The 13,911-nt window shown below is 73.1% G+C and carries 13 protein-coding genes; all 13 read left to right on the forward strand.

What is annotated here, in order from left to right:
* Window positions 1-7: 7 nt before the first annotated feature.
* The 13 genes from RB146_02595 to RB146_02655 all read left to right on the forward strand — a co-directional run bounded on the left by RB146_02595 (window position 8) and on the right by RB146_02655 (window position 13,894).
* On the forward strand, window positions 8-1,198 hold the full coding sequence (locus tag RB146_02595; protein ID MDQ7827869.1) for a DegT/DnrJ/EryC1/StrS family aminotransferase: 1,191 nt from the start codon (window positions 8-10) through the stop codon (window positions 1,196-1,198).
* Entirely contained in the window at window positions 1,185-3,146 is a 1,962-nt protein-coding gene (locus RB146_02600; GenBank protein MDQ7827870.1) for a nucleoside-diphosphate sugar epimerase/dehydratase, read from the forward strand. The genes RB146_02595 and RB146_02600 overlap by 14 nt, the downstream gene beginning before the upstream one ends.
* Window positions 3,143-3,679: a hypothetical protein gene (locus RB146_02605; GenBank protein MDQ7827871.1), complete on the forward strand. Its 537-nt coding sequence runs from the start codon at window positions 3,143-3,145 to the stop codon at window positions 3,677-3,679. The genes RB146_02600 and RB146_02605 overlap by 4 nt, the downstream gene beginning before the upstream one ends.
* Window position 3,680: 1 nt before the next feature.
* Window positions 3,681-5,339 carry a hypothetical protein gene (locus RB146_02610; protein ID MDQ7827872.1) on the forward strand — a complete coding sequence of 553 codons (1,659 nt, stop codon included), beginning with the start codon at window positions 3,681-3,683 and terminating at the stop codon, window positions 5,337-5,339.
* Complete coding sequence (locus RB146_02615) at window positions 5,336-5,779, forward strand: heme-binding protein (GenBank protein ID MDQ7827873.1); 444 nt, start codon at window positions 5,336-5,338, stop codon at window positions 5,777-5,779. Before RB146_02610 ends, RB146_02615 begins: the two co-directional genes overlap by 4 nt.
* Window positions 5,776-7,005: a CoA transferase gene (locus tag RB146_02620; protein MDQ7827874.1), complete on the forward strand. Its 1,230-nt coding sequence runs from the start codon at window positions 5,776-5,778 to the stop codon at window positions 7,003-7,005. Before RB146_02615 ends, RB146_02620 begins: the two co-directional genes overlap by 4 nt.
* A 28-nt stretch (window positions 7,006-7,033) precedes the next feature.
* Window positions 7,034-8,248: a CaiB/BaiF CoA-transferase family protein gene (locus RB146_02625; protein ID MDQ7827875.1), complete on the forward strand. Its 1,215-nt coding sequence runs from the start codon at window positions 7,034-7,036 to the stop codon at window positions 8,246-8,248.
* A gap of 105 nt (window positions 8,249-8,353) precedes the next feature.
* Window positions 8,354-9,523 carry an acyl-CoA dehydrogenase family protein gene (locus RB146_02630; protein MDQ7827876.1) on the forward strand — a complete coding sequence of 390 codons (1,170 nt, stop codon included), beginning with the start codon at window positions 8,354-8,356 and terminating at the stop codon, window positions 9,521-9,523.
* A 58-nt stretch (window positions 9,524-9,581) separates the two neighbouring features.
* A complete protein-coding gene (locus RB146_02635; GenBank protein MDQ7827877.1) occupies window positions 9,582-10,568 on the forward strand; it encodes an ABC transporter substrate-binding protein in 987 nt (328 codons plus the stop codon).
* Window positions 10,569-10,622: 54 nt separating this feature from the next.
* Entirely contained in the window at window positions 10,623-11,432 is an 810-nt protein-coding gene (locus RB146_02640; GenBank protein MDQ7827878.1) for an ABC transporter permease, read from the forward strand.
* The gene (locus RB146_02645; protein MDQ7827879.1) at window positions 11,423-12,202 is read left to right on the forward strand and encodes an ABC transporter ATP-binding protein; all 780 of its coding nucleotides are present in this window, start codon (window positions 11,423-11,425) and stop codon (window positions 12,200-12,202) included. Before RB146_02640 ends, RB146_02645 begins: the two co-directional genes overlap by 10 nt.
* Window positions 12,199-12,969, forward strand: a complete 771-nt coding sequence (locus tag RB146_02650; GenBank protein ID MDQ7827880.1) for an ABC transporter permease — start codon at window positions 12,199-12,201, stop codon at window positions 12,967-12,969. Before RB146_02645 ends, RB146_02650 begins: the two co-directional genes overlap by 4 nt.
* Before the next feature lie 28 nt (window positions 12,970-12,997).
* Complete coding sequence (locus RB146_02655) at window positions 12,998-13,894, forward strand: p-hydroxycinnamoyl CoA hydratase/lyase (GenBank protein MDQ7827881.1); 897 nt, start codon at window positions 12,998-13,000, stop codon at window positions 13,892-13,894.
* Window positions 13,895-13,911 lie beyond the last annotated feature (17 nt).

Raw genomic sequence — 13,911 nt, forward strand, 5'->3', positions numbered from 1 at the left:
GACGGCGATGGAGCCTTTGAGGATCCCGCTCTCTCGCCCCGACATCGGAGACGAGGAGCGCAAAGAGGTCCTCGCGGTGCTGGACACCCCATGGCTGAGCATGGGGCCGAAAGTGGGAGCGTTCGAGCGGCAGTTTGCCGCTGCGGTGGGCAGCCGGTACGCCATCGCCGTGAGCAGTGGGACCGCAGGGCTCCACCTGGCCCTGCGCGCAGTGGGAGTGGGGAGCGGAGACGACGTCATCACCACCCCCTTTACCTTCGTCGCCACCGCCAATGTCGTCCTGATGGAGCGGGCCCGGCCGGTCTTCGTCGACGTGGACCCGCAGACGCTCAACCTCGACCCCGCCACCGTGGAGGCGCACATTGAGCGTACTTACGCGGGCCGGGGCGGGACGCTGGTCCACCGGGTCACCGGGGCGCCGTTGCGCGCGCTCCTGCCCGTGGCCGTCTTCGGCCACCCGGTGGACATGGACGGCTTCGTCCGTTTGCGTGACCGCTTCGGCCTGCCCGTCGTGCACGACGCGTGTGAGGCGCTGGGGGCGCGCTACTGGTCCGCCGCCCGCGAGGCGTGGGTCTGCGAGGCCGCCCTCGCCGATGCCGCCGTATACGCCTTCTACCCCAACAAGCAGATCACCACCGGCGAGGGCGGTATGGTCGTGACCTCGGACGACGGGATCGCGCGGGCCTGCCGCGTCGGCCGGAACCAGGGGCGCGATCCGGACGCCGAGTGGCTGGCGCACGAGGCGCTGGGCTTCAACTACCGGCTGGACGAGCTCTCCGCGGCGCTCGGGCTGGCGCAGTTGCGACGGCTGCCCACCCTCCTGGCCCGACGGCGCCAGGTCGCCGAGTGGTACGACGTCCTGCTGGCCGACGTGCCCGAGGTCGTCCGCCCCACTGCCGCCCCCTGGGCGGACGTGAGTTGGTTCGTCTACGTCGTGCGGCTCCCTTCGCCCGAGGTGCGCGATGCCGTCCAGCGTCACCTCCTCGCCCGCGGGATCGGCGCGCGCCCCTACTTCCCTGCCGTCCACCTGTTTCGTCACCTGCGGGTCCTGGGGTACGCCCCCGGGGACTTCCCGGTGGCGGAGGCGGCCGCCCTGCGCGGGCTGGCCCTGCCCTTCTTCGCGGGCCTGACGCGGGAGGAGGTCGAGGATGTTGTCCGCACCCTCAAGGAGGCACTGGCCATCCGTGCCCCTGCCTAGGCTCCACCCCACCACGACCTGGCGCGCCCTGATCTTCCTGGTCGGGGACCTGCTCATCTGGAGCCTGTCGGTCTGGGCGGCCTTCCTGATCCGCTTCGACGGGGAGATCCCGCCGAGCTACCTCCGGGACATCCCTTACCTGCTGGCCCTGGTGGTGCCGGTACGGCTGGGCTGGCACGCGGCCTACCGGCTCTACCACCTGACCTGGCGGACCGTGGGGTTGACCGACCTCCTCAACATCCTGAAGGCCAACACCCTGGCCTCCCTCATGATCCTGGGCGCAGCCCTGATGCTGCGCACGGTCGACGCCTACGGCGACCTGCCCCGGTCGGTGCTGATCCTGGACTACGTGCTCAGCAGCGGGGGCGTGGCCCTCTTCCGCATCAGCCGGCGCGGCTGGGCCCTCCACCGCCACGCGCTGCGCATGCGGGGTCGCGGGGGCACCCGGCTGCTCATCGTCGGAGCGGGGGCGGCCGGCAACCGGATCCTCCAGACCATCGAGGAGTCCGGCCGGGAGCTCTACCAGGTGGTGGGGTTCGTCGACGACGATCCCGGGAAGCGGGGCGCCTTCATCCGGGGCGTGCGCGTCCTGGGGGGGACGGACGCGCTGGCCCGCCTGATCCGCGAGCAGGCGGTGGAGGAGGTCCTCATCGCCATGCCGTCGGTCCCCGCGCCGCGGCTCCGGGAGATCGTGGCCCAGGCCCGGGCCACGGGGATCCAGCGCATCAAGGTGCTGCCCGGCGTCGACGAGTGGCTGGCGGGGCGCGCCACCCTGAAGGACATCCGCGACGTCAACCTGCACGACCTGCTGCGACGCGCCCCGGTGCGCATCCAGTACGACGCGCTGCGGACCTACTTCACGGGCAAGCGCGTCCTGGTCACCGGGGCCGCCGGGTCGATCGGGGCGGAGGTGGTGCGCCAGCTCACCCGCTTCCGGCCGGCTCTGGTGATCGCCGCCGACATCAACGAGAGCGCGCTCTTTGAGCTCGAGCAGGAGCTGTTGCAGGCCCGACCCGAGGCGCCGGTGCAGGTCATGCTGGCGGACATCCGGGACGCCCGGAAGATCGACTGGGCCATGGCCACGGGCCGTCCCGAGGTCGTCGTCCACGCGGCCGCCTACAAGCACGTCCCGATGATGGAGCGCGAAGTGGAGGAGGCGGTGAAGACCAACGTCTTCGGCACCCTCACGGTGGCCGAGGCCGCTCTGCGCCACGACGTGGAGACGTTCGTCTTCATCTCCAGCGACAAGGCGGTCCACCCGGGGAACGTCCTGGGAGCGACGAAGCGGGTGGGCGAGCTGATCGTCCAGGCCTTTGGCGCCCGGCAGCGCACCCGTTTCCTGGCCGTGCGCTTCGGCAACGTGCTGGGCAGCCGGGGTAGCCTGATCCCCCTCATGCTGGAGCAGATCCGGAACGGGGGTCCGGTGACCATCACCCACCCGGACATGACGCGCTACTTCATGACGATCTCCGAGGCGGTGCTGCTCGTCCTGCAGACGCCGCTGATGACCGCCCCGGGCAGCGTCTTCATGCTCGAGATGGGCAGCCCCATCCGCATCGTCGACCTGGTGCGGGACCTCATCCGGCTGGCGGGGCTGGAGGACGATCGGGACATCCCCATCGTCTTCAGCGGCATCCGTGCCGGCGAGAAACTCCAGGAGCAGCTCGTGGGGACGGACGAGGAGTTCGTCCCCACCGCCTTCGATGGGATCGGCGAGGTGCGGTCGTCTCGGACCGTAGACGAGGTCACCCTGCGCCTGGCGCTGCGTGAGCTGCAGGCGCGGGTGGAGGCCATGGACGCCGACGGGGTGCGCTCGCTGCTCCGCCGTATCTGCGAGGCCACATCTGTCCCAGCGACCCTCGAATGGGCGGGAGCTGGCGCCGGTCTGGCACAGGGGTCGTGGACAGGCGGGCAGGACGTCAGCGCGTTGGGGGGGACGCCATCATGACGCTCGTACACCGAGGCCATCACCCGGACATCCGGGGGCTGCACCGGGGGCTGCGGGAGCTGGAGACCCGGTTCCTGGACCTGCAGGAAGTGATGGGCGCGACCGGCCTGACGGACGAGAACGCCCTGGAGGCGGTGGACATCATCGTCCGCATCCAGCAGGTCCACCGGGCCGTAGAGGAGGAGCGGGGCCGACGCGACCTGGCCTTTGCCACCGAGCGGCGCCTGCTGCACCTCAGCGCGTGGGGCCGGTGGCTGCTCCGCAAGGTGGTGGACGAGTACGTTCTCCACGCCCGCGTGGCGTTGGAGCAGCGGATCCGCAGCGCCCTGCCGGAGCATGCCGCGGAGTACTACCGGCGGGTGGCCGACCTGGTCGACCTGGCCAAGGAGATCGCCGGCATGCCGGACGAGGTGCTCTCGGAACAACTCTGGCAGGGCGACCTGGCGCAGATGGTCGTCGAGCAGATCCACGTGCTCCCCCGCGACATCAGCCCGCGGGGGGAGGCCATCTCGACAGAGGCGGTGAGGAGCTGACGTGACCATTGCAGACCTCATGAGCACCCCGCGGCTGCTGCGCAGCCTGGGCGAGTTCTTCGCCACTCCCCTGACCCCGGCGCGGGCGGCGGCTCTCGTCCGTCAGCGCCTGGAGCAGCGCGAGGAGCGCTTCCTGGCCCACGTGGACCGGGTCATCTTCGGTGTGCCCCACAGTCCGTACCGCGCGCTGCTGCAGTCTGTCGGGTGCGACCGGCCGGCCCTGGCACAGGCCGTCCGCGCCCACGGTCTCGAGGGAGCGCTGGCCCAGCTGCGTGACGCCGGCGTCTACCTCTCCTACGAGGAGTTCAACGGGCGTCGCGAGGTCGTGCGCGGCGGGCGGACCTTCCGGTTCACCCGGGCCGATTTCGACAACCCCCTCCGCGACGTGGATCTGGAGGTCCGCAGCGGGGGGACCCGCAGCCGCGGCACGCCGGTGGTGGTCGCCCTCAGGACCATCGCCGAGAACCGGGCCGTGGCCTTCCAGCTGATGTTCCAGGCCGCCGGGGTGGACGCCCCGCCTGTGGTCTGGCTGCCGGGCTTCCCCTCCGGATCGGGGGTCTTCTTCTGGCTCGCCCTGGCCCACATCGGCCGACCGGCGGTCCGATGGTTCACCGTCACCGATCCGCGCGGCCCCTCCGTCGCGCCGCGCCACCGCTGGCTGATCACGCTGGCCCGCCTGGTGGCCCGCCGGCGGGGGTGGCAACTGCCCGTCCCGGAGCACGCGCCCCTGTCGGCCCCGGAGCCTGTCCTGGAGGCGGTCCTCCGTACGCGCGACCGTTTCGGCCGATGCGCCGTGATCTCCACGCCCAGCGGAGCGGTGCGGGTGGCCACGCTGGCGCGGCGCCGCGGGGAGCGGCTGGAGGGGGTGGACTTCTTCGTGGGGTCCGAGCCGCTCACAGAGGGCAAGGCGGAGGAGATTCGCCGCAGCGGCGCCCGGGTCTGGCCGCGCTATGTCTTCACCGAGGGGGGCGCGGTAGGAGTCGGGTGTGGCCGTCCTGGGAGCGTCGACGACATGCACCTGATGGCCGACAGCTTTGCGCTCATCCTCAACCGCCGGCCCATGCCGGGGATCGGGGAACGCGATGCGTACATGTTCACCTCGCTGCTGCAGTTTGCGCCCAAGGTCATGCTGAACGTCGAGAGCGACGACTTCGGCACGGTAACGTCGCGCCGCTGCGGGTGTCCGCTGGACAGCCTCGGGCTCGACCGGCACCTGGCCCAGGTGCGCTCCTTCACCAAGCTCACCGGCGAGGGGGCGACGGTGCTGGGGACGGAAGCCGTGCGCATCGTCGAGGAGGTCCTCCCGCGGACATTCGGGGGGAGCAGTCTGGACTACCAGCTCCTCGAGACGGAGGATGAAGACCACCTCACCCGCCTCTTCCTGGTGGTCAGCCCGGAAGTCGGGGCGCTGGACGAAGAGGCGGTGCGACGCACCTTCATCGACGAGTTGTGGCGCGCCGGCGTCGGGCTCTCCGAGGTCTGGTTCCCCGGCCAGGGGGAGACGGTCCGCGTTCTGCGGCGGGAGCCCGTCCAGACGCCGGGGGGGAAACTGCTGCCGTTCTACTCGACCATCCGTCGCGACGGGGACGCCTCTGCAGCCAGCGTCTCCGCCCCCGCTGCGGGCAGCCGGTCGGCGGTGGGAAGAGGGGTGACCCGATGACCGGTCTGAGCCTGGCTCAGGCCTTGGCTGCCGTGGAGGCCGCGCGGGCGGAAGCGGTGCGGCTCGGGGTGGCCCTGGGGATCGCCGTGGTCGACGCGGCGGGCCATCCCGTCGTCGTCGTCCGCATGGACGGGGCCATCTTCCTGGCCCCCGAGCTGGCCCTGAAGAAGGCCTTCACCGCGGCCGCCTTCCGCCGCCCCACCAGCGCCATCGCGCCGCGCCTGACCACCAGTGACTTCTGGATGCAGGCCCCCGCCGTGGCGCAGGGGCGCATCCTGGCCAGCGGCGGGGGTGTGCCGCTCCTCGTCGACGGGACCCTCGTCGGGGCGGTGGGGACGAGCGGGGGCACCAGTGAGCAGGACGACCTCTGCGCGCAGGCGGCCGCCGCCGCGGTGGCCGGGGGGGACGGGCGAGCGGCGGCCGGGGGGGACGGGCGATGAGCACCGACCGACCGGAGCGCCCACCGGCGGCGGGGCCGCTCGCCGGGGTGCGCGTCGTGGAGCTCGGCCACATGATCGCCGGGCCCTTCGCCACCCTGCTGCTGAGCTACTTCGGCGCCGAGGTCATCAAGGTGGAGTCCCGGCACCGCATGGACGGCTTTCGGCGGCGCGAGGCGGCGACGAACTACCTGACCCGGGCCTTCGGCGACTTCAACCGCAACAAGCGCTCCCTCACCCTGAACCTGCAGCAGCCGCGGGGGCGCGAGCTGCTGGGGCGGCTGTTGGCCCGCAGCGACGCGCTCCTGGAGAACTTCAGCGCCCGCGTCCTGCCCCAGTGGGGGCTCGACTGGCCGACGCTGCACCGCCGCTACCCGCGGCTCGTCGTCGTGCGCATGCAGGGGCTCGGAGCCACGGGCCCGCACCGCGACTTCGTCACCTTCGGCCCGTCCATCCTGGCGCTCACCGGCTTCACCTACCTGTGGAACGCGCCGGGCGCCGACGAGGTGGTCGGCTCCCAGACCGCCCACGCCGACTACATCGCCGGCGTCCACGCTGCGGTGGCGGTCATGGCGGGCCTGCACCACCGCGCCCGCACCGGCGAGGGCCTCTACGTCGACGTCTCCCAGGCCGAGGCCACGGCCGCCCTGCTCGGCCCGGCGTACCTGGAATGGCTGCTGCTGGGCCGCGAGGCCCGACCGGTAGGCAACACCCGCCGGGAGTACGCCCCGGGCGGGTGCTACCGCTGCGCCGGCGAGGACGAGTGGTGCGTCATCACCGTCCGCACCGAGGCGGAGTGGGAGGCGCTGGTGCGGGCCACCGGGTGCACCGAATGGGCGCTCGATCCGCGCTTCCGCGACCGCACCCAGCGCACGCTCCACCGCCAGGCCCTCGACGCCGCGCTGGAGACCTGGACGCGCCGGCGCCCGGCCGCCGAGGTCGTCCGGTTGCTGCGGGCCGCGGGCGTGCCGGCAGGGCAGGTCAAGAAGGGCAGCGACCTGCTGGCCGACCCGCACCTGCGGGCGCGCGGCTTCATCCACCACGTCGACCACCCCGCCTTCCGGCCGATCAGCTACCCGGGGGCTCCCGTGCGCCTGGTCGGCCACGAAGCCGCGACGCGCCGTCCGGCACCGACGCTGGGCCAGGACACCGAGGCGGTGCTGCGCGAGGTCCTGGAGTTGAACGCCGAGGAGATCGAGCGCTACCGGGCCGAGGAGGTGCTGGTGTGAGCGTGCGGGGCGTCGGGGAGGGACCGGGATGAGTGTGCGGCGGCCGGAGACCGCGGCCCTCCCCGAGGCGGTCCCACGCCTGCCGCTACCGCAGCCGCTCCGCGGGGTGCGGGTGCTGGAGGTGGCGGACCGGCGCGTGGCCTATGCCGGACGCCTGCTGGCCGGGCTGGGAGCCGAGGTGATCCTCATCGAACCGCCGGAGCGGCGCCGCGACGCGCCCACGCCCGCGGACCTCTACTTCCGGACCGGGAAGAAGGCGGTCACGCTGGACCTCGCCGTCGCCGCCGGGCGCCACACCCTGTTCCGCCTGGCCGCGTATGCCGACGTCCTGCTGGTGGCCGGCCCGCCGGGGGAGCGGCGGCGGCTGGGGCTGACCTTCGAGGACCTCCACCCGGCGTTTCCCCGCCTGGTGGTGGGGAGCATCGCCGACTTCGGCCTGAGCGGCCCGGACGCCGACCGCCCGGCCAACGAGCTCGTGGCCTTCGCCGAGAGCGGGCTGATGTACATCAGTGGCAGGCCGGGCGAGCCGCCGGTGGCCGCCCCGCCCCACCACGCCGCCGACCTGGCCGGCGCCTACCTGGCCTTCGGAGTGCTGGTGGCCCTGTGGGAGCGCGCGCACACGCGGCGCGGCCGGGAGGTGGAGGTGTCCGTCCAGGAGGCCCTGGCCGTCGAGGAGCACACCATCTCCACTGCCTCGGACGAGGGGCGCGACCTGGTGCGCGTGGGCAGCCAGCACATGGTGGCGGTCCCGGGGTCGGTCTTCCGGGTGAAGGACGGCTACGTCCACGCCTACGTGGCCGACACCATGCCGGGGTCGTGGGAGCGGCTGCTGGAGTGGATGGGCCACCCGCCGGAGCTGGCCGACGAGCGCTACCGCCAGGGCCTCTACCGCCGCGCCCACGTCGAGGAGATCACTCCGGTGGTGGCCCGCTTCTTCGCCCGCTTCACCCGCCAGGAGCTTTACCTGGAAGGGCAGCGCCGGCGGTTGTGCATCACCCCGGTGAACACGCCGCGCGAGTACCTGGAGGACGTCCAGACCCGCGCGCGCGGGTTCGTCGTGCAGGCGCACGTACCGGGGCACGGATGGGTCGGCGTGCCGGGCGGCCCCTTCCTGCTGAACGGGCACCGCGTGCCCTTGCCCCCGGTGCCGCGCGTGGGCGAGCACAACCGTGAGGTCTACCTGGGCCTGGTGGGCTACGGCGAAGAGGAGCTGGCGGTCCTGACCCAGGGCGGCGTCATCTGACCCGATCCAGCGCGGCGTCCGACCCGACCCAGCGCGGCGTCCGACCCGACCCAGCGCGCGCACGACCGCGACGCTGCGCGACACGAACACGCAGGAGGCACAGCCGTGGAGTTCACCGTCCCCGAGGAGTACCAGGCGCTGCGGCGGCGTGTCCGCGCCTTCGTGGAGCGGGAGCTGCTGCCCCTCGAGCGCACCCTGCCGGAGGCGCCCGACCTCCCCGACGACCTGCGCCGCCAGCTGCAGGAGAAGGCCAAGGCAGAAGGGCTGTGGGCGCTCGACGTGCGCCGGGAGTTCGGCGGGCAGGGACTCCCCAACCTCGGCATGGTGATGGTGTGGGAGGAACTCGGCCGCTCCACCGTGCCGCCGCTGCGGGCCCCGTCGGTGCTCACGCCCCGCATCGGCGCGCTCTACCACTGCACCCCCGAGCAGCGCGAGCGCTTCCTCGACCCCATCGTGCGGGGGGAGAAGCGCACCGCCTTCGCGCTCACCGAACCCTGGGGCGGCTCGGACGCCGCCGGCAACATGCGCACCCGTGCCGTGCGCGACGGGGATCACTGGGTGCTCACCGGCCGCAAGGTCTTCGTCGGTGGAGCGGACAAGGCCGACGTCGTCCAGGTCTTCGCCCTCACCGACCCGGAGAAGCGGGCGCGCGGCGGGATCACCTGCTTCCTGGTCGAGCGCGGCACCCCGGGCTTCCGCCTGGGGCGGCAGTTCCAGCTGATGGTGGCGGACAGCCCCTGGGAGCTGATCTTCGAGGAGTGCCGCGTGCCGCACGCCAACGTGCTGGGGCCGGTGGGCGAAGGCTTCCGCCTGGCGCAGCAGCACCTGACCCGTGACCGCATCTTCCACGGGGCGAAGGCGGTGGGGATGGCGGAGCGGGCCCTGGAGCTGGCCATCGACTACGCCCGCGACCGCGTCACCTTCGGGGCGCCCATTGCGGAGCGGCAGGCCGTCCAGTGGATGTTCGCCGAGTCGGCGATGGAGATCCACGCCACACGCCTCATGACCTACCACGCCGCCTGGAAGCTCGACCAGGGCCTGGACGTCCGCCAGGAGGCCTCCATCGTCAAGGCCTTCGGGACGGAGATGCTGGGCCGCGTCACCGACCGGGCCCTGCAGGTCTTCGGGGCCATCGGGCTCTCCAAGGACCTGCCCATCGAGCGCATGTTCCGTGACGCCCGCAGCCGGCGCATTGGGGAGGGCACCTCGGAGATCCAGCGCATGGTCATCGCCCGGACGCTCTTGCGCGATCCGCGCCGGGTGCGGCTGGTGTGACCGGAAAGCCCCATCCCCCCTGCGGGATGCACCCGACACCGTGAGGAGCGTGAGTCCCATGACCCTGATCCGCCTGACCCTCCTGGCCGCCGTGCTGGTCCTCCTGGCTGGCCTCCTCGGAGGCTCCGCTCTCGCGAAGCAGTCGCGGCTGCCCGTGGGCTTCTCGGGCGTGCGGCAGCTCACCTACGCCGCCACCCTCATCGCCCTGGAGCGGATGCGCGACCGGGGCTACGAGGCCCCGCCCGTCTTCTTCCCCCGCCCCGAGCTGGCGCTGCAGGCCTTGCTGCGCGGCGAGGTGGACCTGGTGCGGGCCGAGCCCACCACCCCGGCCAACGCGGTCGCCCGCGGGGCGCGGGTGGCCATGGTGGCCGCTCCCGGGCTGAACCAGTGGGTGCTGGTGACGCCCCGGACCATCACCGCCCCCCGCCAGCTCGACCGCAAGCGCATCGCCGTGCACAGCCTTTCGTCCATGTCCAACACCGTGGTGCAGTTTGCCGTCCGCCGGCACCGCATCGCCGCCCCCCAGATCCTGGTCATCCCGGGCTCCCCGGCGCGGGCGCAGGCCCTGCTGCGGGGCGAGGTGGACGCCACGAGCCTCTTCCTCACCGACGCCATCCGCCTCGACCTGACCGCCCCGGGCCGCTTCCACGTCCTGCTCGACTTCAAGGACCTGCCGGTGCTGGACTCGGTGCTGGTGGCCCGCCGCGAGTGGCTGGCCGCCCGGCCGCAGGAGATCCGGGACGTCCTGCGGGTGCTGCTGGACACCCACCGGCGCATCGCCGCCGGGCCGGAGTGGGCGGTGGTGCGGACGCTGCAGCTCTTCCCCGACGAGGACCGCGCGTTTGCCGAGGCGACCGTGCGCGCCTTCGTCGCCCGCGGCATCTGGGACGTGAACGGGGGGATCCCTGGATACGACGTCGTGCGGGAGATGATCGCCTTCCTGAAGAGCATCGAGGCGCTGCCGCCGGGTGCCCCTGACGACCCCGAGGCGTACGCCGACCTGAGCCCGCTCCAGGATGTCCTCCGCGTCTTGGGGCGTCGGTGAGGACGTCGGGCGAGACTGAGCGGCCGTCGTGCGAGTGGAGTGCACGCTGAGGACATGAGCGTGTTCGTGGCTTCACGGGAGTGGGCGGCGCGGATGCGGATGCGCCTGCCGGCCGGGATACGCCCGGACCGCTACCGCCTGGCCCGGTGGGGCTCGCTGCTGCTCTGCCTGGTCGGGTGGGAGGCGCTGGGACGGCGCGCCGCCGGGACGCTGACCCTCCCGCCGGCCTCGGCGGTGCTGCAGGCCCTGGCCCGGCAACTGACGGACGCGCGGTTCTGGGCGGCGTGCGCCACGACGCTGGAGGCGCTGGCGGTGGGGCTGGTCCTGCTGGTCGCCCTCGGCATCCCGCTGGGCCTCGCCTGCGGCCGCTACCCGCTGGCGGGGCGGATCGCCGAGCCGTACCTGGGCTTCCTGCTGGCGGTGCCGGCTTCGCCCATGGTTCCGGTCTTCGTCATCGCCTTCGGCATCGGGCTGGCCGCGCGCGTGGCCACCATCGTCGCCTTCGCCCTGCCGCTGCTCATCCTGAACACCGCCGCCGGGGTGCGGCTGGCGCCGGTCCGGCTGGTGGAGATGGCCCGGTCCTTCGGCGCCGGGGAGGGGATGGTCTTCCGGCGGGTGATTCTGCCGGCGGCGATGCCGGCCATCGGCGCCGGGCTGCGGCTGGCCTCCGCCCGGGCGGTGGTGGGGATGGTCGTCTCGGAGCTGATCATCATCGCGGTGGGGCTGGGGCGGCTCATCAGCACCTACAGCGCCACCTTCGACAACGCCAACCTCTTCGCCGTGGTCCTGGCCGTCCTGGGCATCGGGCTGGGCGTGGCGCGGCTGATGACGTGGGTGGAACGGAGGCTGGCCCCGTGGAGCTGATCGTCCCCGCCATCGAGGTGCGAGAGGTGGTGAAGGCCTTCCGCGGCCCGGAGGGCGAGCCGCTGCCGGTGCTGGAGCGCCTGAGCTTCGTCGTCCCGCCGCGGCAGTTCGTCGCCGTCATCGGCCCGAGCGGCTGCGGGAAGACGACGCTGCTGCGCGTGCTGGACGGGCTGACCCCGGCCGACGGCGGCGAGGTGCGGGTCTTCGGCCGCCGCGTCACCGGTCCGGGCCCGGATCGGGCGGTGGTCTTCCAGGACTTCGCCCTGCTGCCCTGGGCCACCGTGCTGGAGAACGTCGCCTTCCCGCTGGAGATCCGGCGCATCCCCTCGCCGGAGCGCGAGCGCCGCGCGCGCGCCGCCATCGCGCTGGTGGGGCTGGACGGTTTCGAGGGCTACTACCCCCAGGCGCTGTCGGGCGGGATGCAGCAGCGGGTGGGACTGGCCCGGGCCCTGGTGGTGGACCCGCAGGTGCTCCTGCTGGACGAGCCCTTCGGGGCGCTGGACGCGCAGACCCGGATGCTGCTGCAAGACGAGCTGCTGGCCCTGTGGCAGCGGCGCCCGACCACCGTCGTGCTCGTCACCCATGACATGGCCGAGGCGGTCTACCTGGCCGACCGGGTGCTGGTGATGAGTCCGCGCCCGGGGCGGATCATCGAGGAGGTGCCGATTCCCCTGCCGCGGCCGCGGGACCAGAGCGTGCGCCGTTCGGCGCGCTTCGCCGAGCTCGTGGAGGAGGTGTGGGCGTGCCTGCGGGGCTTCGTGCGCCTGTGAGGCGCCCCTGGCCGGACCGGCAGCGTCGGGCGGCCGAACGCACCCCCTGGGTCCTGACGCTGGTCCCGCTCGCCGCGGGCTGGGAGGTGGTGGGCCGCTCGGGGCGCTTCCCCTTCGTCCCACCGCTCTCCCGGGTGGCGGACGCGGCCGTGCTGCTGGCCGCGCGCGGGGAGCTGTGGCGGCACGGCCTGCGCACCCTGGCCGCGGTGCTGGCGGGGTTCGCCCTGGCCGCCCTGGTGGGGACGGTGCTGGGCGTCCTCATGGGGCGCTCCCGCTGGGTGGACGCCGTGGCGGGCCTGTACGTCGACCTCTTCCAGGTCACCCCCGCCGCCGCCAAGGTGCCGGTGCTCATCCTCCTCTTCGGCCTGGGGCCGGAGAGCATCCTGGCCACGGTGGTGCTCTTCAGCGTCTTCGTGGTAACGGTGAACGTCCGCGCCGGCGTGCGGGCCGTGCCGCCGGGGCTGGTGGAGATGGCGCGTGCCTTCGGCGCCGGGGAGGCGGTGCTGCTGCGGCGGGTCGTCCTCCCCGCTGCGCTGCCGCTCGTCCTGACCGGGTTGCGCGCGGGGATCGGCCGGGCCGTGAACGGCGCGGTCCTCGGCGAGATGCTCATCTCCATCGTGGGGATCGGCGGGCTGCTCATGTACTACGGGGGCGCCTTCCGCATGGACGTGCTCTGTGCGTTGATCCTGGGGATCGCCCTGCTGGCCACCGCCCTCATGGGGGCGGTGCGGGCGGTGGAGCGGCGGGTCCTGCGCTGGACCCTCTGAGCGGCGCCCCGTCGAGGAGGCAGACCTGATGGAGGGGCGGTACGAGACCATCCTGGTGAGGGACGACGACGGGATCGTGACGGTCACCTTCAACCGGCCCGAGAAGAAGAACGCCATGAACCCCACGCTGCACCGGGAGATGCACGCGGCGCTCACGGCCCTGGCCGCGGACGACCGGGTGCGCGTGCTGGTCATCACCGGAGCGGGGGACGCCTTCAGCGCCGGAATGGACCTGAAGGAGTACTTCTACGACCTCAAGGACCGGCCCCGGGAGGTGGACCGCAACCGCGTCATCTCCCAGGAGTGGCGCGACCGCAAGCTGCGGCTCTTCCCCGCGCCCACCATCGCCATGGTGAACGGGTACTGCTTCGGCGGGGCGCTGCCGGTGGTGGCGGCCTGCGACCTGGCCCTGGCCGCCGAGGAGGCGCTCTTCGGCCTCTCCGAGGTGAACTTCAAGGGCATCCCGGCCGGGCCGGTGGCCATGGCCATGGGGCGCGTCCTCCACCCGCGCGACGCCCTGTGGCACATGCTGCTGGGCGAGCCGTTCGACGGCCGCCGGGCGGCGGAGCTGAAGCTGGTGAACCGGGCGGTGCCGCGGGCGCAGCTGGCCGCGGAGACCTACGCCGTGGCCGCCGCCCTGCGGGCGAAAGACCCCCACGCGCTGCGCCTGACCAAGGAGCTCTTCCGCCACAGCCTGGGGATGGACCCCGACGCCGCGCTGGCCTTCGCCAACGCCAAGGTGCGGGAGCTGACCTACCTGCAGCAGGGGGGCTGGATCGAGGAAGGCATCGGGGCGTTCCTGGCGGGGCGGTCGCGGCCGGGGTTGGGGGCGGAGGGCGTCGCGTCCGATCCGGACGCAATACCCTCCTCCACGACCGACCGCCCTGGTCGCCACGACGTGCCGCCGCCTCCAGGGGGGCGCTGAACGCCCGTCGGCGGCGG

The sequence above is a fragment of the Armatimonadota bacterium genome, from assembly GCA_031081585.1.
Lineage (GTDB): Bacteria > Sysuimicrobiota > Sysuimicrobiia > Sysuimicrobiales > Humicultoraceae > Geohabitans > Geohabitans tengchongensis.